22 protein-coding genes are annotated in these 18,008 nt (G+C 58.0%); 6 read left to right on the top strand and 16 right to left on the bottom strand.

Annotated elements, in window-relative coordinates; genetic code table 11:
- Window positions 1–8: 8 nt before the first annotated feature.
- A complete protein-coding gene (locus tag AC19YQ_RS17550) occupies window positions 9–791 on the bottom strand; it encodes an aldolase (RefSeq protein WP_500595589.1) in 783 nt (260 codons plus the stop codon).
- Between the two features lie 159 nt (window positions 792–950).
- Here AC19YQ_RS17550 and AC19YQ_RS17545 point away from each other — a divergent pair, with 159 nt between their 5' ends.
- On the top strand, window positions 951–1,493 hold the full coding sequence (locus AC19YQ_RS17545; RefSeq protein ID WP_500595588.1) for a helix-turn-helix domain-containing protein: 543 nt from the start codon (window positions 951–953) through the stop codon (window positions 1,491–1,493).
- Between the two features lie 46 nt (window positions 1,494–1,539).
- Here AC19YQ_RS17545 and AC19YQ_RS17540 read toward each other — a convergent pair whose 3' ends face one another.
- A complete protein-coding gene (locus AC19YQ_RS17540) occupies window positions 1,540–2,010 on the bottom strand; it encodes an FAD/FMN-containing dehydrogenase (RefSeq protein WP_133077633.1) in 471 nt (156 codons plus the stop codon).
- Window positions 2,011–2,170: 160 nt separating this feature from the next.
- On the opposite strand from AC19YQ_RS17540, the gene yghX reads away from it, so the two are divergent.
- Complete coding sequence (gene yghX, locus AC19YQ_RS17535; RefSeq protein WP_339475552.1) at window positions 2,171–3,055, top strand: YghX family hydrolase; 885 nt, start codon at window positions 2,171–2,173, stop codon at window positions 3,053–3,055.
- A 4-nt stretch (window positions 3,056–3,059) separates the two neighbouring features.
- Here yghX and AC19YQ_RS17530 read toward each other — a convergent pair whose 3' ends face one another.
- On the bottom strand, window positions 3,060–3,242 hold the full coding sequence (locus AC19YQ_RS17530; protein ID WP_500595587.1) for a DUF1289 domain-containing protein: 183 nt from the start codon (window positions 3,240–3,242) through the stop codon (window positions 3,060–3,062).
- A gap of 3 nt (window positions 3,243–3,245) precedes the next feature.
- Window positions 3,246–3,617, bottom strand: a complete 372-nt coding sequence (locus tag AC19YQ_RS17525; protein WP_133077635.1) for a hypothetical protein — start codon at window positions 3,615–3,617, stop codon at window positions 3,246–3,248.
- A 421-nt stretch (window positions 3,618–4,038) separates the two neighbouring features.
- On the opposite strand from AC19YQ_RS17525, the gene mqo reads away from it, so the two are divergent.
- Window positions 4,039–5,685 carry a malate dehydrogenase (quinone) gene (gene mqo / locus AC19YQ_RS17520; RefSeq protein ID WP_133077636.1) on the top strand — a complete coding sequence of 549 codons (1,647 nt, stop codon included), beginning with the start codon at window positions 4,039–4,041 and terminating at the stop codon, window positions 5,683–5,685.
- A 100-nt stretch (window positions 5,686–5,785) separates the two neighbouring features.
- On the opposite strand, the gene AC19YQ_RS17515 is transcribed toward mqo, so the two are convergent.
- From AC19YQ_RS17515 to AC19YQ_RS17485, 7 genes are all read right to left on the bottom strand, one after another.
- Window positions 5,786–6,637, bottom strand: coding sequence for a CAP domain-containing protein (locus AC19YQ_RS17515; RefSeq protein ID WP_219261261.1), 852 nt, complete (start codon window positions 6,635–6,637; stop codon window positions 5,786–5,788).
- A 49-nt stretch (window positions 6,638–6,686) separates the two neighbouring features.
- On the bottom strand, window positions 6,687–7,367 hold the full coding sequence (locus tag AC19YQ_RS17510; RefSeq protein WP_133077638.1) for a GNAT family N-acetyltransferase: 681 nt from the start codon (window positions 7,365–7,367) through the stop codon (window positions 6,687–6,689).
- Between the two features lie 112 nt (window positions 7,368–7,479).
- The gene (locus AC19YQ_RS17505) at window positions 7,480–8,034 is read right to left on the bottom strand and encodes a UPF0149 family protein (protein WP_219263166.1); all 555 of its coding nucleotides are present in this window, start codon (window positions 8,032–8,034) and stop codon (window positions 7,480–7,482) included.
- Between the two features lie 61 nt (window positions 8,035–8,095).
- Entirely contained in the window at window positions 8,096–8,440 is a 345-nt protein-coding gene (locus tag AC19YQ_RS17500; protein WP_133077640.1) for a hypothetical protein, read from the bottom strand.
- A 125-nt stretch (window positions 8,441–8,565) separates the two neighbouring features.
- Window positions 8,566–8,967 (bottom strand): hypothetical protein, encoded by a 402-nt coding sequence (locus AC19YQ_RS17495; RefSeq protein ID WP_500595586.1) that lies wholly within the window; start codon window positions 8,965–8,967, stop codon window positions 8,566–8,568.
- A 26-nt stretch (window positions 8,968–8,993) separates the two neighbouring features.
- Entirely contained in the window at window positions 8,994–9,449 is a 456-nt protein-coding gene (locus AC19YQ_RS17490; protein ID WP_133077642.1) for a GNAT family N-acetyltransferase, read from the bottom strand.
- Between the two features lie 23 nt (window positions 9,450–9,472).
- Entirely contained in the window at window positions 9,473–10,444 is a 972-nt protein-coding gene (locus tag AC19YQ_RS17485) for a threonine dehydratase (RefSeq protein WP_133077643.1), read from the bottom strand.
- An 85-nt stretch (window positions 10,445–10,529) separates the two neighbouring features.
- Between AC19YQ_RS17485 and AC19YQ_RS17480 the strand changes: the two genes are divergently transcribed.
- Window positions 10,530–11,867, top strand: coding sequence for an aminotransferase-like domain-containing protein (locus tag AC19YQ_RS17480; protein ID WP_500595585.1), 1,338 nt, complete (start codon window positions 10,530–10,532; stop codon window positions 11,865–11,867).
- A gap of 478 nt (window positions 11,868–12,345) precedes the next feature.
- Here the strand turns inward: AC19YQ_RS17480 and AC19YQ_RS17475 are convergent, their stop codons facing one another.
- Window positions 12,346–12,570, bottom strand: coding sequence for a DUF7683 domain-containing protein (locus tag AC19YQ_RS17475; RefSeq protein ID WP_133077645.1), 225 nt, complete (start codon window positions 12,568–12,570; stop codon window positions 12,346–12,348).
- Window positions 12,567–13,700: a colicin E3/pyocin S6 family cytotoxin gene (locus tag AC19YQ_RS17470; protein WP_500595584.1), complete on the bottom strand. Its 1,134-nt coding sequence runs from the start codon at window positions 13,698–13,700 to the stop codon at window positions 12,567–12,569. The genes AC19YQ_RS17475 and AC19YQ_RS17470 overlap by 4 nt, the downstream gene beginning before the upstream one ends.
- 348 nt (window positions 13,701–14,048) lie before the next feature.
- Here AC19YQ_RS17470 and AC19YQ_RS17465 point away from each other — a divergent pair, with 348 nt between their 5' ends.
- A complete protein-coding gene (locus tag AC19YQ_RS17465) occupies window positions 14,049–14,273 on the top strand; it encodes a hypothetical protein (protein WP_339475501.1) in 225 nt (74 codons plus the stop codon).
- Between the two features lie 108 nt (window positions 14,274–14,381).
- Window positions 14,382–14,984 (top strand): hypothetical protein, encoded by a 603-nt coding sequence (locus tag AC19YQ_RS17460; protein ID WP_133077647.1) that lies wholly within the window; start codon window positions 14,382–14,384, stop codon window positions 14,982–14,984.
- 46 nt (window positions 14,985–15,030) lie between these two features.
- On the opposite strand, the gene AC19YQ_RS17455 is transcribed toward AC19YQ_RS17460, so the two are convergent.
- The 3 genes from AC19YQ_RS17455 to AC19YQ_RS17445 all read right to left on the bottom strand — a co-directional run bounded on the left by AC19YQ_RS17455 (window position 15,031) and on the right by AC19YQ_RS17445 (window position 17,954).
- On the bottom strand, window positions 15,031–15,708 hold the full coding sequence (locus tag AC19YQ_RS17455; protein ID WP_133077648.1) for an RES domain-containing protein: 678 nt from the start codon (window positions 15,706–15,708) through the stop codon (window positions 15,031–15,033).
- Window positions 15,708–16,109, bottom strand: a complete 402-nt coding sequence (locus AC19YQ_RS17450) for an antitoxin Xre/MbcA/ParS toxin-binding domain-containing protein (protein ID WP_133077649.1) — start codon at window positions 16,107–16,109, stop codon at window positions 15,708–15,710. The genes AC19YQ_RS17455 and AC19YQ_RS17450 overlap by 1 nt, the downstream gene beginning before the upstream one ends.
- Window positions 16,110–16,274: 165 nt before the next feature.
- Window positions 16,275–17,954 carry a GmrSD restriction endonuclease domain-containing protein gene (locus AC19YQ_RS17445; RefSeq protein ID WP_500595583.1) on the bottom strand — a complete coding sequence of 560 codons (1,680 nt, stop codon included), beginning with the start codon at window positions 17,952–17,954 and terminating at the stop codon, window positions 16,275–16,277.
- Window positions 17,955–18,008 lie beyond the last annotated feature (54 nt).

The following is an 18,008-nucleotide window of genomic DNA, read 5'->3' as shown; positions in this document are numbered from 1 at the left end:
AGTGGTGGTCAGTTGAGGCAATCGGCATGACGACGAAGGTTCTGGCGCACGTAATAGTTGAAGGCGGCGGTGTGGCGTTTGGGTCTGGCAATCCAGTCATGGGCTTCGCGGCCCAGTTCAGGCTGGATCGGCTTGATTTCACCGGCGGCCATGGCCAGCAATTGCAGCTTGGCGGCACGCTCGATCAACTGCGCAATCACGCAGGCTTCTTCAATGCTGGCGCCGGTAGACAGCTGACCGTGATGGGAAAGCAGCACCGCCCGTTTGTTGCCCAGTGCAGCGGCAATCAGTTCGCCTTCTTCATTGCCCACCGGCACACCCGGCCAGCCTTCAAGAAACCCGCAGTCGTCATACAGCGGGCACAGGTCCATGTGGGAAATCTGCAGCGCAACTTCCAGCATCGACAATGCGCTGACATGGGTAGGGTGGGTGTGAATGATGCAGTTGACGTCCGGGCGGGCCCGGTACACCCAGCTGTGGAAACGGTTGGCCGGGTTGGGCATGCCGTGCCCTTCAAGCACCTCCAGGTCCTCGTTGACCAACAGTAGATTGCCCGCGCTGATTTCGTCGAACCCGAGCCCCAACTGTTGGGTGTAGTAGGTGCCGGGTTGCGGGCCGCGAGCCGTAATTTGCCCGGCCAGGCCTGAGTCATGGCCGTTTTCAAACAAGATACGGCAGGTAAGTGCCAGCTTTTGCCGGTCAGTCCACGTATTATCCGCCAGGGTGTGTTGCATCTGCTGCAGTGCTTGCTTGACCAATTGGTCCTTGGGGAGTGTTAGCGTCTTACCCATTAAGGTGTCCTCTGATGCGTTCAATAAGCGTCGAGTGCGCCGTTCACTCATCTCTGGGGAGGGTATGGGTGAATGCAAATGACACGAAAGATCCTATATGACACATTGTGTCATTGGCAAGCATGAGTCGTTTCCTTTTTTGTGAGCTGGCCGTTTTTTATGTCTATCCGATTGAAATTGCTAAGAAAAAAACTGGGGATGAGCCTGGAGGTCTTGGCTGAAAAATCCGGCATGACCAAGAGCTATCTGTCGAAAATCGAGCGCGGGCTTAATACGCCGTCGATTGCGGCGGCCCTGAAGCTGGCCAAAGCGCTGAATGTGAAGGTCGAAGAGTTATTCAGCGAAGAAAACGTCCAGCTCGACAGCTACAGCCTGGTGCGCAGCGATGAACGTCAATCGTTGGCGGCCAATGACCAGAGCCTGGGTTATGCCGTGCTGGCCCATCAGGTGGGTGAGCGCAGCATGCTGCCGTTCATGATCTACCCGCCGGCCGACTTCATCGACAATGCCTTCAAGGAGCACGTGGGCGAGGAGTTTTTGTTTGTTCACGAAGGGCAGGTCGAAGTGGACTTCATGAACGAGCGTGTGTTGCTCAATCGCGGGGATGCATTGCATTTCAACGCGCAGAAACCTCACCGCATCCGTTCGGTGGGCGAGCAACAGGCACAACTGCTGGTGGTGGTGCACAGCGCTCAAGAGTGAGGCAGGGGGGAGGGGCCCGAAGCCGTGATGGCGGAGCCCCGGACAGTCATTGAACCGGCAGTTTTTCCAGCGCCTCGCGCAACTCGTCAGCGGTAGCAAATTCCTGCTGGGAAACCAGGGTGCCGTTGTCCAGTTGCAGCCACAGCACCTTGTCTTCGGCGCCCGGGTAGTTGGCGGCAATGGTGCCGTCGCGGTCGAGGACCACACGGTAGTTGTAGTCACGCATGGCCGGAATGGCGATGAACTTGCCGATCAGCGATGGCATGCGCTGAACATCGGCCAGGAACACTACATGGCGTGCTTCCAGATAGCCTTTGGCCTGGTTTTCCAGGGCCGCCTTGAGCAGTTTGGAACCGTCCATGTTGCGCGCCACCAGTAGAACCCGGGTTTTCGTGTCCAGGGTATAGGGCTGGTCGTGCTGGTCCTGCAGGGTCCAGGGCGTCAGGCGCTCGCCGATATTCGCCGCGAAGGCCTGCATGGACAGCGCGCTCAACAGCAGCACAAGTGCAATTCTCACCGTTTGATACCCCTTCAGGTTGTGTAGTCGAAGCGTTGGAGCCCGACATGCATCGGGCATGGCGCGTATGGTATCCCACATGATCAGGTAAAAGTTCTGAGACGCATTTAGCTACAAATTGCTCTATGGTTAAACGCAACCGGCCATAGGAAGTGCACTGATGACTCGTCTTACCGCGAAAGACTTTGCCCCTGAGTTGCTTGAGCTTTATGACTACTACGCCCATGGCAAGATCAACCGTCGCGAGTTTCTGGATCGTGCCGCGTTGTTCACCCTCGGCGGGACGGCGCTTTCCGTGCTCACGGCCCTGAGCCCCAACTACGCGCTCGCCGAACAGGTTTCTTTTACCGACCCGGATATCGTGGCCGAGTACGTCATGTACCCCTCGCCCAAAGGTAACGGTCAGGTTCGCGGCTATCTCGTGCGCCCCGCCAAGGCGCAGGGCAAGTTGCCCGCCGTGGTGGTGGTTCATGAGAATCGCGGGCTCAATCCGTATATCGAAGATGTGGCCAGGCGCTTGGGCAAAGCGGGCTACATCGCCCTCGCGCCCGATGGCCTGACGTCAGTGGGCGGCTATCCCGGCAACGACGCGCAAGGCCTGGCGCTGCAACAAACGGTCGATCCGACCAAGTTGATGAACGACTTTTTTGCGGCGGTGGAATGGCTGATGCAGCACGACGCCAGTACCGGCAAAGTGGGGATTACCGGGTTCTGCTATGGCGGCGGGGTGGCCAATGCGGCTGCAGTGGCCTACCCGGAACTGGGGGCGGCGGTGTCGTTTTACGGACGCCAGCCCGCAGCCGATGAGGTCAGCCGTATCAAGGCACCGCTCATGCTGCAGTACGCCGGGCTGGATACGCGAATCAACGAAGGCTGGCCGGCCTTCGAGCAGGCGCTGAAGGCCAACGGCAAACGCTATGAGGCGCATATCTACCCGGGGGTCAATCACGGCTTTCATAACGACTCGACGCCGCGCTACGACGAAGCAGCGGCGACGCTGGCCTGGAACAGGACGCTGGACTGGTTTGGCAAGTACCTGGCGTAAGGGCTCAGTTGTTCTTTTTGCGCAAACTCTTGAGCCGCGTGCTGGCGCGTTGCACGGCGGCCATTTTTTCCGGGCGCTTCATGCTCCGCCACTTGCGGATGTCTTCCTTGGTACGGCCGCAACTCACGCAGAGCTCGCCACTTAACTGACAAACTGCAATGCACGGGTTTTCAATGTCTTTTGCCACAGATCAGCCACGCCCCGTTTGCTTCTGGGCCAGGCGTTTTGGCCAGTTTCCACCACAGCTGCGCTGGCATTCTTCTTCGGAATCGAAAAACACGTGGGCCGATCCATTGCGTACCTTCACCTGGGCATCTGCCAATGCCCGGGCCGTCAGTTCACCCATGAAGCTGGCCTCGCCATCTGCCAGGGCGAAGTCTTTGCTGGCTTGCGTGTCGAATACCCAGACCACTTTCAGGCTGGCCGGGAAGGCCTCGTAGTCGACCACGTGAGTCAGCCAGACAAACCCCGGGATCTGTGTTTTGGCTGTTTCACAGGCCTCGGTCAGGGTGGTGATCAGGCGACGTTCGATCTGTGCCTGTGTGCGCTTGCTTAAAGACATGGGTGAATCCTGTTGATGGGCGGAGCAAAAGCGCGATTATACCTGACACGGGCGCTTGGCCACTGCAACGACTGCCGCTTCGCCCAAAGTGCCACCTGAGGTAGAATGACGCGGTTAGTCGGCTGGCCGCAGTGGATCGTCGTGTCCACACCAGTTCCCCGGAAGGAGCTGCGAGCAGGTCGGACATCAAGGAGCCGCAAGTGCTGCACAAAAAATGTTACCCAAGTAGCTGAAGCCAAAACCAACAAGAGATCAGCGCCCAAGGTGCATAAAGTGAGGTCTGTAACGTGCACAGGCCTTATATATCTGCCCGTTCAAGGTTTGAGGGTCGGCTCGATTGCAGGCGACAAGCCTGTGGTGAGTCGAAGAATTTCATGCTCCGCGTGTCGGGTAGATGGCGTTTTATCTTAGGTACTACAACATGTTTAAAAAAGTGAACAAGGGGCTACTGGGCCTGGCGCTGACCATGGGGATTACCTCCGTGCACGCTGCCGAGCCTAAACACGTGGATGTACTGCTGATTGGCGGCGGCATCATGAGCGCTACTCTGGGTGTCTGGCTCAATGAGCTGGAACCTGGCATGTCCATGGAGATGATCGAGCGTCTCGATGGCGTTGCCCTCGAAAGCTCCAATGGCTGGAACAACGCCGGTACCGGCCACTCTGCCCTGGCCGAGCTGAACTACACGCCAGAAGACAAGAACGGCAACGTTGAAATCCCGAAAGCCATTGAAATCAATGAAGCTTTCCAGGTTTCGCGTCAGTTCTGGTCGTGGCAGGTCAAGAACGGCGTATTGAAAGATCCGCGTTCGTTCATAAACTCCACTCCGCACATGAGCTTTGTGTGGGGCGATGACAACATCAAGTTCCTGAAGAAGCGCTACGAAGCCCTGCAGGCCAGCCCTCTGTTCGCGGGCATGGAGTACTCCGAAGACCCGGTGCAGATCAAGAAGTGGGTTCCGCTGATGATGGAAGGGCGTGACCCGGCTCAAAAAGTCGCGGCCACCTGGTCCCCTATCGGTACTGACGTAAACTTCGGCGAAATCACGCGCCAGTTCACGGCTTACCTGCAAACCAAGCCTAACTTCTCGCTCAAACTGTCGAGCGAAGTTGAAGACATCAAGCGCAATGAAGATGGTTCATGGCGTGTGGTGTACAAAAACCTGAAAGACGGCACCAAAACCGAGACTGATGCCAAGTTCGTATTCATCGGCGCAGGCGGCGGTGCACTGCACCTGCTGCAGAAGTCCGGCATTCCTGAAGCCAAGGAATACGCAGGCTTCCCGGTTGGCGGCTCGTTCCTGGTCACCGAAAATCCTACCGTTGCGCAGCAGCACCTGGCCAAGGCCTACGGTAAAGCGTCGGTTGGCGCACCACCGATGTCGGTTCCGCACCTGGACACCCGCGTACTGGATGGCAAGCGCGTAATCCTGTTTGGCCCGTTCGCGACCTTCTCCACCAAGTTCCTGAAGGAAGGCTCGTACTTCGACCTGCTGACCAGCACCACGACCCACAACATCTGGCCAATGACCAAAGTCGGCATCGAACAGTACCCACTGGTTGAGTACCTGGCCGGCCAACTGATGTTGTCTGATGAAGATCGCTTCAATGCGCTGAAAGAGTACTTCCCGAACGCCAAATCTGAAGACTGGCGCCTGTGGCAGGCCGGTCAGCGTGTTCAGATCATCAAGCGTGACGAAGAGAAAGGCGGCGTGCTGAAACTCGGTACCGAGATTGTCAGCGCCAAAGATGGCAGCATCGCAGGTCTGCTGGGCGCATCGCCTGGTGCATCCACCGCGGCGCCAATCATGCTGACCGTGCTCGAAACCGTGTTCAAGGACAAGGTTGCGACGCCAGAGTGGCAAGCCAAGCTGCACCAGATCGTGCCGAGCTATGGCACCAAGCTGAACGGTGATCCTGATCGCGTTGCTCAAGAGTGGGCCTACACGGCTGAAGTCCTGCAATTGACTCCGCCGCCGGCGATCCCGGCTGCAACTCACACCGCAACACCTGCTGCCGCGCCGGCCAAGCCTGCGCCAAGCAACCCAGCGGCTGACATGGCGCTGTAAAAAAACGGCCCCACCCGACACTGTTCGGGTGGGGCTGCTTTACCTCGCTACACCCCCCCTCGAACATCCTCCCCGCAGCCTCTTACTGCGTGTCGTGCTCTTACTGAGTACCGAACAGGGCCGTCCAGTAAATCCCTGCGTCACTTTTCGGGTCTACTGCATAGGCTGCGCCCAACTCGCGAAACTCCGGGTTCATCACATTGGCGCAATGGCCGGGACTGGCCAGCCAGCCGTCGACCAGCTTGCGCGTGGTGTCTTGTCCGGCCGCGATATTTTCGCCGATCTGCTGGGCGATATAGCCCGCCAGTTCTGCGCGATCGCCCGGGGTTGAACCGTCGCGACCCTTGTGGTCGAAATAATTGTTGTTGGCCATATCCCGCGAGTGGGTCTGGGCTGCGGTTGCCAGTGTGGCGTTCCAGGTCAGTGGCGCGGCGGGGCCAAAGGCCTGCGTGCCACACTGACGGGGTTGGTTGCGAGCGCTGTTGAGCATCTCCAGGACTTTCTGCCCTTCGGCCTGCCAGTCGCCCAGGCGTGCTGTGAGCAGGGGGCGGGCCAGTACGATGCGCCATTCACGCTGGTCATGGCTGACGCCGATATCGACAAACTGGGGGTCCAGTACCACGCGGCAGAAGCTTTCCTGCACGGCTTTCATGGCGGCCTGCGCATCACGGGGGCCGGAGAGATTGATCGCCTGTACGTTGACCATCGGGTATGCCGCCCGCCCGAGCGCTTCCTGCAAGTCACCAAAGCTGCTGGCGGGCAATACCAGCCGGGTGTCAGCGGACAGCGGTGGCAGCTCTTGCGAGGCTTGCCCCGCACACCGCTGGATCTGGCTGCGATACGCGTTGATCGAGTCGATCAGCTGCGACTCTTCGCTGGCGAGGGCCGAAACGCTGAACGCCAGCCCCAGGGTCAAGGCACCAGCACGGGCCAGGGTAAAGTGAGTACGCATACAGGTTCCCTCTCAACGTAAGGCGCCCATGATGCTTTATTTCAGCGACTTAGTCTTTTGCCTGGGCCACAAAGGCTTTTGCCCTGGCGGTCAGTTGATCGATCTGGCGATCGCGTTTCTTCTCGGCGTCCAGCATTGCCTTCTTGCCGTTGCGTTGCAGCAGGTAGGTGTGAATCTGGCGCACTTCGGTGGAGCTGTAGATCGCTGCAACATCGAGCACGCCCATCAGGCCGTCGGTGCTGTGATCGAGGGTATTCATCAACACTTGCGGGCCACGGGTGCCGATGACTTGCAGGCCCATCGCTGCAAATTCCCCGACCTTGGCCACGCTGCAGGTCAGCTCGGTATGGGGATGGCGCCGCACGACTTCCCCGACCAGTGCCCGGGTGACACCCAGGTGACGATGGCTGGCCAATTCGGCCATGTAGGCGATGCCGCAGGCTTGCGGATCATCCTTGACGGGCAGATACAGGGCGAAGCCGGTCACTTTTTCCGGGTCTTGAGCGTCAGTCGCCACAATCAGCTCAACCGCAATCCCCCTGGATCCGTCGAGTGCTTGCAGGTAAAGGTGCACTTCAAAGCCAATGGCATATTGGTAAATGCTGTACAGAAGATTGCTGGGCGCGATCTCCATGGCGCTGATGTCGGTGAGGTGGTCGACGACGATCTGCAGAATCTGGCTGTTGATCGGCTCGCTGACCGGAGTATCGAAATGGGTGAGGGTGGTCATGGGCGTCAAGTCTCTGTAGTCGCTGACGAGGAACGAAGGCTGCGAGCTTTTAAAAATCCAAAGCTCGCAGCCTTCGTTCCTCGTCAGCGACTACATGGGCAGTAGGTAGAATTCAGCGCTGGCTCAACCAGAAGTCATGCAGTGCACGCGCCGCCGGTGCAATGGCGGCAACGCTGTGCTGATGAGCCGCCACGTCCAGGTCTTCAGGCAGTTCAAAGTTGTCCTGCTCGGCGCACTCGGCAATGGCTTGCAGCAGGCTGGCCTGTGGCAGGGGCAATGCTGGCCAGTTGCAGATGGCAACGGCACGGGTGTAACCGAAGCACCATTCTTCAGCCAGCGTCACGTCTTGCCCCAGGTGCTCGGTCTGCTCGAAACGCGGTGCAAATGCAGCACTGTCTTCAGCCAGTTGCCGTGCCAGGGTGTTGATGTGGCGAACGCTCAGCTCGATGAACTGCTTGGCTTCTTCAGGGGTTTGCCAGGCCGGGTTCTGGCCGCCCCAGATTGCCGGGAACCATTCGGCGATGTCCACCCGAGTCGGACTTGAAACCAGAGCCGTGAAGTAGCCGTCCAGTTCTGAAGGGTTGAGCACTGAGTGATCGTCGCCGTATTTGAGCAGCGTGTTCTCGATCACTTCAAAGTCGCTGGCGTTCAGGGGTTGCGATTGCATGTACGGGCTCCTTGGATGGGGCGCTAAAGCGGGCGGTCAATGACTGACCGCCAGTGCGAAGTCAGTCCACTGAAACGATAGACTCAAGCTCGAAGTATTTGAAGCCAGCTTTGGCCAGGGCTTTTTTGGCCTCTTGCTCTGCGTTGAACCGGCTCAAATCCTTGGAATCGTGCACAAACTTTGTTTCATCACCGTCAAACACCTTGGTCACGCGCATGGTGACGCGAAGAATCGGGCCACTGCGCTTTTTCGGCGCAGGTGACTGAGCCTTTGCAGGGGCCGGGGCTTTCTTCACAGTGGGGGTGGTTTTTGCAGGGGCAGGTTCAACTTCAGGTTGAACAGGGGCAGCAGGTAGATCAAGGCCGAGCGCTCTGCGCATGTCGTCCTCGGTGAATCCGGCACTCATTGATAAGACTCTTGTAATATAAAAGACGCGCTTATAGGACAGCGATTCGGGTTATGGCAAGGAAATTTGTTCATAGGCTGCATATTATGGCCTTTTAATGGCTAAAAGTCCTTATCTGAACCGATTCAGGTGTCACGCAGCAAGTCGTGACCATCCAGTAGTTTGTAGGCAATTTCCGGTCGTTTTTCCAGGGCACGGCGGATGGCAGCCGGGATTGCCTGCCGGGTTTTTCGACACAAACCCGGTTGTTCGGCAAGGCGGATACCAATGCCGCGCATGGTGCGAACCTCGGTAAATCCCGGGTCGATCTGCACTTCAATCCCCAGTTGCTCGCGCAGGCGGCGCTGCATGTGCTCCAGGTCACTGAGGCTCTGGATATTCTCCAGTCGTTCCAGCAGAACTTTCTCGGCCTGGCGGGTCAGGTTGAAGATGCGCAGGTCGCTGTCGGGGGTTGCCAACAGCTGTTCCCGCTCGCAGATGCAGGCGCCGGGTGGGCAGGGTGAGCGGGTCGCTGCTGTAGGAGTCATGGGGTTCAGCATAGCTGCGCTACGATTCAAGCGTCCAGACGCAGCGCCATGATCACCGTGTGTTCGGGGCCGTTAAATTCATCGCGCACTTTGTGAAAACCCAACTGCGCGTAGAACGATTCGGCGGTCAGCGAGGAGGGCACTCTCAACTCGTCGATCTGGGCGACAAGGGCGGCGTCCATGAGCCGTGCCATCAATTGCTGGCCGATACCGCGCCCCTGATGGCGCGGGCTCACGAAAACGCTGCGCACCACCGCCCGGTCCAGGCTGGCAGTGCCGACCACGTGCTGCTCAACCACGGCCACATACATCTGGCGTTGTTTCATCAACGCCAGGATCGAGTCCGGGCAGAAATTCTGTTCTACCTGGGCGATCACTTCGGGCGGATAGTCCCGGGCGTTGGATTCTTGCAGGGCGCCAATCACCACCTTGCTGATGGCGTGTGCATCGACCGGCATGGCACGACGAATCTGACACTGCATACAGGCTCCTTGCTCTTCCAGGGTCAGGCTGAGGGATCAGGGCCTTCGGCCAGAATCCCCGCATACAGCTGACGATCAATATTGGCCCCGCTCAGAATGAGCGCAACCCGACGACCTTGCTGGCTGGACTGCTCGCTGATCAACCCGGCCAGCGCGGCAGCCCCCGCACCTTCGGCGGTGTTGTGGGTGGTTTCATGGTAGACCCGAATGGCGTGTGAGATCTGCTGGTCAGACACCCGAATGACCCGTGCCGCACCTTTGGCGATAATGGCCAAAGCCTCGGGCTGCGGCTGACGACAGGCCAGACCGTCGGCGAAGGTGTGGGCCGAGTCTGTGCACACCACGCGGCCTTGCTCAACGCTTTGCGCATAGGCATCGGCATGGGATGACACAACCCCCACGATTTCTGTGTCCAGGCCCAGCAGATCACGGGTCTGGATCAGCCCGCAAATCCCCGAACCCATGCCGATGGGTACATACACCGTGTCCAGTTCCTCGATGGCTTCAAGCAGTTCAAGCGCATAAGTGGCGACCCCGCGAATCAGGTCGTGATGGAAGGCGGGGACCAGATGCCATTGATGGGTTGCGGCCAGAGTGGCGGCTTCGGCCCGCGCTTCATCGAAGTCCTTGCCGCATTCAATGACGGTTGCGCCCAGTGCCCGCATGGCCGCGTTTTTTTCCAGGGAATTGCCTTCAGGTACCACGATACGGATTGGCAACCCCATGCGCCGGGCCGCCAGGGTAAGGCTTTGCCCATGATTACCGCGGGTGGCCGTGACCAGGCCTCTGGTGTTCGGTTCCCGTGCCAGCAAGCCCTGCACATACAACAACCCCCCGCGCACTTTGAACGCGCCGGTGGGCATGTGGTTTTCATGCTTGACCCACACCGTGCAACCCAGGCGCTGAGTCAACAAGGGCCAGGCCAGTTGCGGTGTTGGCGCCAGGGTCTGGTATACGGTTTGTGCTGCAAGGCGAAGGTCGTTCAAGTCAAACATGGCGCACCGTCATCGAGGGGTTTGACTCGATTCTAGGCACAACGCATTGTATGGGCCGATCCTTATATTGCATGGCCAACAATAAATGTGGATACCGACGCTCAACGACACGGACCAGCCGCGCTACCTGGCGCTGGTCGATGCCATCACCCAGGCCATCGCCTGTGGAGAACTGCAACCCGGCGCACGCTTGCCGCCACAGCGGCGACTTGCCTGGGCACTGGGCTGGAACCCCAGCACGACCATGCAGGCCTATCGCGAGGCGGCGCGTCGGCATCTGGTCTCGGGCGAGGTGGGCCGTGGCACCTACGTGCTGGCGAGCAGTCAGGAAGCGACCCTGTTCAGGCTGCAGCACGCCGATGAGCACGCGCAACGCATCGACCTGCGAACCAACGTGCCCGCCATTGATCACGTGGGTGAGCATGATGGGCAGGCGTTGTCATGGGTGCTCGACAGTCGCCAGGCCATCCGCTTGCAAGGCTACTTGAGTGCGGCGGACTTACTGCTGACGCGGGCTCAGGGCGCGGCCTGGTTCAAGGGGCGCGGGCTGGAGTTGACCGTGGAAAACATCATGCCGTGTACCGGCGCCCAGCAAGGGCTGTTCACCGTGCTCTTGTCGCTGTGCCAGGCCGGCGAGCCGGTGCTGGTCGAGGCGTTTACCGCTCCGGGGATCAAGGCTGCCTGCGCGCAACTGCGCCTGCCCATGCATGGCGTAGCGCTTGACCAGGAAGGCATCGTGGCGGAGGACTTCGACCGGATGATCCGCGCTACGGGGGCGCGGATTGCCGTACTGACGCCCACCCTGCAAAACCCCACGTCGGCCGTGATGAGCATTGAGCGCAAGCGGGCCATTGCCCACGTCGCCCGGCGCCACGGTGTCATGGTGATTGAAGATGACGTGTACGGGGCACTCACCGACAGCCCGCCGTTGTACCGTTTCTTGCCCGAACTCACGGTGCTGGTCAGCAGTTTGTCCAAGACTGTTGCGGCGGGCGTGCGCGTGGGGTGGATCGTGGCGAGCCCGCAGTTGCTGGCACGTATTGATCCCTATGCCCAGTCGGCGCACTGGGGAGTATCGCCCCTGTGCATGGCGATTGCTTGCCGATGGATTGGCGACGGCACTGCGCAAACCCGTGTGCAGTGGCAAAGCCGGGAAGTTGCCCGACGCTGGCGGCTGGCAAAAAAGATCCTGGGCCCCGGGATGTACCAGACACAGACCCCTTCGCCCCATATCTGGCTGACGGTGGCCGAGGGTCAGAGCCCGCTTGCCGAGGCGTGCCGCGCAGCGGGGGTCGATGTGGTGCCTGCGGATGTATTTGCGGTCAAACCCACCGCGACCAATGCGGTGCGCATCAGCCTGACAGCGGCTGAGAGTGTCCAGGTTCTGAAAGTGGCGCTGGAGCGGATTGCGGGTAATTGCTAAGTGGTACTCGCGATCCGTGGCAGCTGACGAGTGGAACGAGGCTGCGTCCGGCTGCGTAGCAGTCGTAAAATCAGCTTGCACGGTTAATCAGGCAAAGCGCGTGTTCTGGTTTTGCGCCCGCTACGTCGCAGTGGCGCACCATCTCGATCGCAGCCTCGTTCCACTCGTCAACTGCTACGACGCGTAGTTGACGACGAACCCGCTGCGAAGCGGCCCCATTGTTGCTAACAGGCTGGCCGGGTACATATCCGGCATTTTGGTTTAGCTGGAATATGGTTTTCGCCTTTAAACCGAGGAACTTCTTCCAGCCGCCGAAAAAGTATTCAAAAAGGCATCAATATGCTGGGATGTTATTCTTTCGTGGTATCGGATGAGGTCGCCCATGGGGAGTTGCGGCCACTGCGTAATCCCGACGATGGCGCTTGATTCGCTTTGGACGTCTGTGGTGAGTGTTGGTACGGTTTGCGACCACCAGTTATCAGGCGTTACACGTTAGAAAAAGCTCCAGATCTCTGGGTAGCTCCAACGAACAAAGCTGCTCTATAGCGCTAATTTGCTCCGAAGTAAGCTGGTAGTCGTATACGTAGTCATCGTCTTTTTCCCAGCCCATTATCGGTTTAAGATCCGCGACAGAAACCGGAATCTCCTTTTCAAAGGATGCAAAGTCCTCACCTTCAGAAACGCCCATAATCACATGTTTCATGGTTCTACTTTCCTTGTCGGGTCTGCTGCTTTGTTTTGAGTGCCCGTTTCGTGATCGAACTCGCCGAGGTGCTTTCCGCGTTTATTGTATTTCTCAACAGCACCATGCTGAAAATCCCATTCGTAGATTGTGCCGTCTCTGCTCTTCCAGCGCGGACGTAAGCCTCCTCCACCTTGAACTGACGTTTTTGATTTGGCCCATTTGGCATCCGGAAACGCAGGCAAGAAGTCAGGTTTTGGATAGTAGCCAGATCCTGACGTGCTCAGCGAGATGTAAATCGGCTGAATTCCAGTGTTCGGGAACCAGATAATCGCGTCTTGGTAATCGGGCGGGTGCACCGGATTGATCAGGATATGATTGGCATGTTCGGTCGGTGGATACACCCACGCAGCGGGTTGCATCAGAGCTCCCTCGAGTGCCGGAATACCCAACACTGCGCCGGGATCAACAGCTGGAGTCCAGATGACCTCGATGCCATCGCCCATATCCGCAACAAGTTGCTCGCCACGTGCCTGCGCCGCGATCACTGGTACACGCTGCCATTCCTGCTTTGTCCCGGTATAGAACCCATACAGGCTCACGGAACCATCTGGCAGGTGTTTAACGTTCACTCGCACTCGTGTATTGCCTTCGGTGAGCTGGGCGTATTGCTCGGACGTGTAGAACGCGCTATCGGGTGAGGTCGTGTTTGGCAGCACCATGCCTATGATGATCTTCACATTGGGCGGGGCCAGCGTCGACAAGCTGCCCCCTAAGCGCTTGGCCAGCTCGATGGAGCTGCCAGAACCGCCAATCCACTCCAGCGCCGTCCCGGCCGAAGAGACCGCTGTCCCCATGCCCAGCACCGCATACGCGCCATACTGGCTGAGCGACTCGACCGGCACAAACCCGTTCGGGTTGCTGTGGTTGATAATCCCATCTGGCAACGTACACGACTTGGCGAAGACGCAGCCCCTGAGCTGGGGCGAGGGAGCCTTTTTTACTGGAGGGGGAGGCTCTGGCCGTGGCGCAGGCTCGACCAATTGCCGGTTGCGTTTTGCAAGTAACAACGCATCTAGTCTCGCCTTTTCCTTCATCGCTTGCTCGTAACACACCTTGCAGTGGTGTCCTGCCCAGTTCCCTTCAGCCATTTCATGCTAGTCCTGATTTCAGACGACAAGCCTACCGGCCAGGGCGCAAGTGAAGCCAAACCTATGTGTGCAGTCGAGTAACATTTCGTTTAATGAACGATCCATAACTGATCAAGCAGGTCTATCTGCAAATCATGAAACAGTACTACCAGAGCTTAAGTGCACTTTATGTTCTGTTGCTCCCCAAGCCCGTAAAACGCCGTGGCGCATCGAAGGATAGGTACTGCGATAACAGCAAAAAACCTCGCACACCCGGTCTGCCAGCCAAACCGAAGAAGCTTATCTTGTGACCGCTGCGCCCAAAGGTCTTGTGTATCCTTTAACGCCCGCATTGTCCAAGGAACCCCCATGCGCAGAGAAATTGGCTACTGGCACCGTGAAGGTCGCGAGTTGTTCTATTACCTGGAATTCAAGCCCGACACTGCCGAGTTCTACCTCACTTGCGAGCACACGCCCAGTGAGGGCGAGGGCAGCGTGCGTTCGGTGTTGCTCAGCGAAGCTCGGGGCGAGCGCTACTACGAAGATGCCTTGTTGATCATCAAGGAGGAACTGTTCAGGCAATACACCCTCTGAGTGGTGTCGCGATCAATGATCTGGTTTGAGGCCAGGGCAAGATCTGTCGATAATGCCGCGGGCTCGGCAGGTGCCGGGCCAGGAAGTTGCAATTCAAAGGAGCTGTAGATGCGCGTGTTTTATATCTTTACCCTGCTGGGCACCTTGCTGTTGGCCGGTTGCGCAAGCAATCCAATGGACCCGGTAGCTGACCAGGCGGTGCAGCCACCTGCGCCAGGCATGGCACAAGTGGTGTTCATGCGCGATGCCTATACCGGCAAAGCCATTGTGTCCTCGCTGTATGACGTGACCGATGGCAAGACACAATTCATTGGTGTCATGGCCAACGGCACGAAAATCGCCCATCCCGCCACCCCTGGCAAGCACACCTACATGGTGGTGTCCGAAGCGGCCGATTTCATGGAAGCCGATCTTGTGGCAGGCAAAACCTACTACGCGCTGGTAACGCCGCGCATGGGTTTGTGGAAAGCACGCTTTTCACTGTGGCCGATCAGTAATGACCCTGAAGCCTCTCACAGCCTGAAGTCCAAGAACTTCAAAGGCTGGGTTGAAGACACGGACATGGTGACCAACTCACCAAAATCTTTGGCCTGGTACGAGCGGGTCAAAGCCAGCGTAGAGAAGAAACGCGCTGAATACTGGCCGGTCTGGCAGGAAAAAAGCGCTGACGCAGTAGCTGAACGCACGCTCAAGCCTACTGATGGCTTGTAATATTTGAGCCGGGGGGCAGGGTGGCGACAGTGACGTTGCCCTGTTCCTATCTCACCACTTCAGTGACCTGCAACACCCAGGCAATCGCCTGCGTCCTCTCATCCCACACATACCGAAAATGCTGGCCTTGCACCGGTAGCGAGAGCGCTGGTGGGCGGAACGCGGCAACGCATTCGTGTCCGTCAAGGCGCACGCTCTTGTAAAGCAGGCCCCAGGCGCCGTCTTCGCGCAATGGCCGGGCGAATGCCTGAGACAGGCCATAACCTGACGGCGACGGTTGATGCAGCCCCGGGTCGCCACGCACATCGATCATCGGCTGCACGACGCGGTTGATATAGGTACGCATGGTGATTTCGATGCTGGGCTCCTGTGTCGCCCGCCAGAATTGCTCCTGATGAAAACAGGTTTCGGCGATTGCCGCCTCTACGCTGTTGGCGCAGTAGTACACGCCGTAACTGCCATCGGTAAAACGACTGGCCCGCCCGATATGGGTAAAGGCAGCCATCACGGCGGTCGAGCCTTCGCCACACAGGCGGTCTTCTGGCCGGACCCTGTTGAGCACGCCTGCCTGATCGCGCAGCCGGTCATTGGTCAGGCTTTCGAGGACAAAGGCGATCTCCAGGTCGGCCGGGTCCAGGGTGTCTTCAAACACTGAAACGGGCGGGAACGCGCTGTTGATGATGCGATAAGCCTTGTTCCATTCAGGCAGCATTGCATCAGGCATCAGCCGCGCACTCCATCCAGATAGCGGCGCACATCTGCGAGGTCGACCACCTGGCCAGCGAGCATGTAACTCAAGGCGCTCTGACCGTTAAAGGGCGCAGCGGTGTTGGGTTTGTGCACCCATTCATAGGCACGTTCAGGCTGGTTGCTGAACAGGATGCGCAATGCCTTGTGCACGCCCATCAAGTACGAAATGCGCTCCAGGGTGTCGTGGGGCAGGCGCACGTTCGGCAGTTTTTTGTACTTGAAGTAGGTGGTATTGCCGATGGAACCGAGCAGGGTGCACTGCTGGTCCTTGGTACAACCCCAATGCTCCATGAGGCTGAAGAAAAAGGTCAGGGCAACCCGGCCCGCATCGCCGCTGGTGATCTCGGGTTCGGGATGTTTGGCTACGAGGTGCATGGCGGCCTCCAGAGAGTTGATACTTCCAGCTTACTCCGGATGTGGCTCTTTTCAACAAATCAGTTCATATATGATTTATGAAAATGTAACGGCACGGGCTCGCACGTGCCGGGGCCGTTGGGCTGGCCCCGGCGAAGGTGCACATGGCGCCTTACAGCTGTTCCATCAGCACTTCAACGATCCGTTCATGCCTGCGGTCATGGCTCGCTTGCCCCATAGCGGTTTGTCACCGCACAGTTCGGCGATTTCCCGTTGCTGAGTGGTGTGGGTGTAGCTGTCGAGTTTCTTAGAAAACACAACATTGCCCACGGTGCAGTTATGGGACTTGGACAGCAGCAGGTAATTGCCCAGGCAATTCAAGTAGCCAGATACAAAGCTTTCATCATATTTGCCGTAACCGTGGGGCTTGGTCTTGGGCTCGGTGGTTGGGGCAATGTGCTCCAGCTCAGGCAGTTTGATGTCATCGTAACGGGTCGGTTTGTAGCCGCGCTGGCCGCTGTTTTCGAGGTGGTTCTCATACTTCCACAGCAGGTACTTGGCGGTGGCGTGGTGGATGTCGTTGTTCAGCGCCGTTCTGAGGTTGTCGTTGTTCCAAAAACCCAACCAGGGGGCCTCCGCAATTTTCAACTGATTGATGCGCTCTACAATGGGCTCGATCTGCGGATTTTGTGCAGTGAATTGCTCATACACGTGTCTGATGCGAGAGGTGATGTCCGCACGGGTTCCAATCAGTCGGTGGCGCACGATTAACCCTTCAAATGCGCGGCACAGTGATTCGATCTCGTGCATCTCGAGGTTGAAGCGATAGGCCTTGATGATAAAAGGCAGAACAATCCCGATACTCCCCAAGGTCACCAGTGCGTGAATCGCAAAGTGTTTTTTCTCGTCGGGGCCGAAAAAATTGCACAAGTGCAGAAAGCTGGCCGCCAACGCCTGGGTAAATTCTCGGATAAAGATCAGCGAGTCTGGCTGGCCGAGCAGTTTGTCGATTTTATCCAGGCTGTCGCTTTCCCATAGAGAGTTGAACTGAACCCTCAGGGTGTAGAGCAATACCTCGTCTTCGTTGATGCGATAGTCAATCGAGGCAATGGATTTGTAGATCTCCTCAAAGCGGTCCTTGATTTCGCTGATCAGCAATTGCTTGTGGTCATCATCGTCACCGCGCAGGTGTACGGCATACATGAACTGGGCCTTGACCACTTCCAGGTTTGAAGGGCGCTTGCCACGGTTGTTCTGGAAGATGAACATTTGAATCGCTTCGGCTTCGTCCTGAACCCTGTGCGTCGTGCAAGCGGCCTGACAGACGATATCCAGCATTCGGCACAGGTAGGTTTCCGGCTTGTTTTTCAGTTGTCCCGTGAAGTAGTCGAATGCGTCGACAATGCGTTGGGAAGAGGTAGTGCTCAGGCCCTTGTGGTCATTCTTGACCTGGTCAATCACGTAATCGATAAACACCCGGTTGTCATAGTCCACGGTGTTGAAGCGAATCACATGGGGCGTGTGAATCACGTCGGCATAGCATGCCTGTTCCGTCTCGCTCAACGGGCGCAGGGCCTTGAGGCATTTGAACAGGGCCGACAAGAACAGGGTCAGGGTTGTCAGCCGCTGCTGGCCGTCGATCACCTGATACTTGCCATCTTTTTCCTCAAACAGAAAATGCCCGAAGTAGTAAGGGCTCCGGGCACTGCTGGTGCGGTAGTCCTCAAGGTCCGACAGGAATACGTCGGTCTGTGTGGTGCGTGTGCTGGTGGGGTTCGGCGTCTCCCATGAATAGGCGCGCTGATAGGCCGGTACGACGATGCGTTTGTTCGCCAGCATGTTTTGAACGGTGGTTGAGGGGTTCACGAGAAATCCTTGTCGATCGATACAAGACTAATGGCCATAAGCCATATTGTGCCA

This window comes from Pseudomonas sp. MF06569 (assembly GCF_059862735.1).
This window is presented reverse-complemented; position numbering and strand designations above follow the sequence as displayed.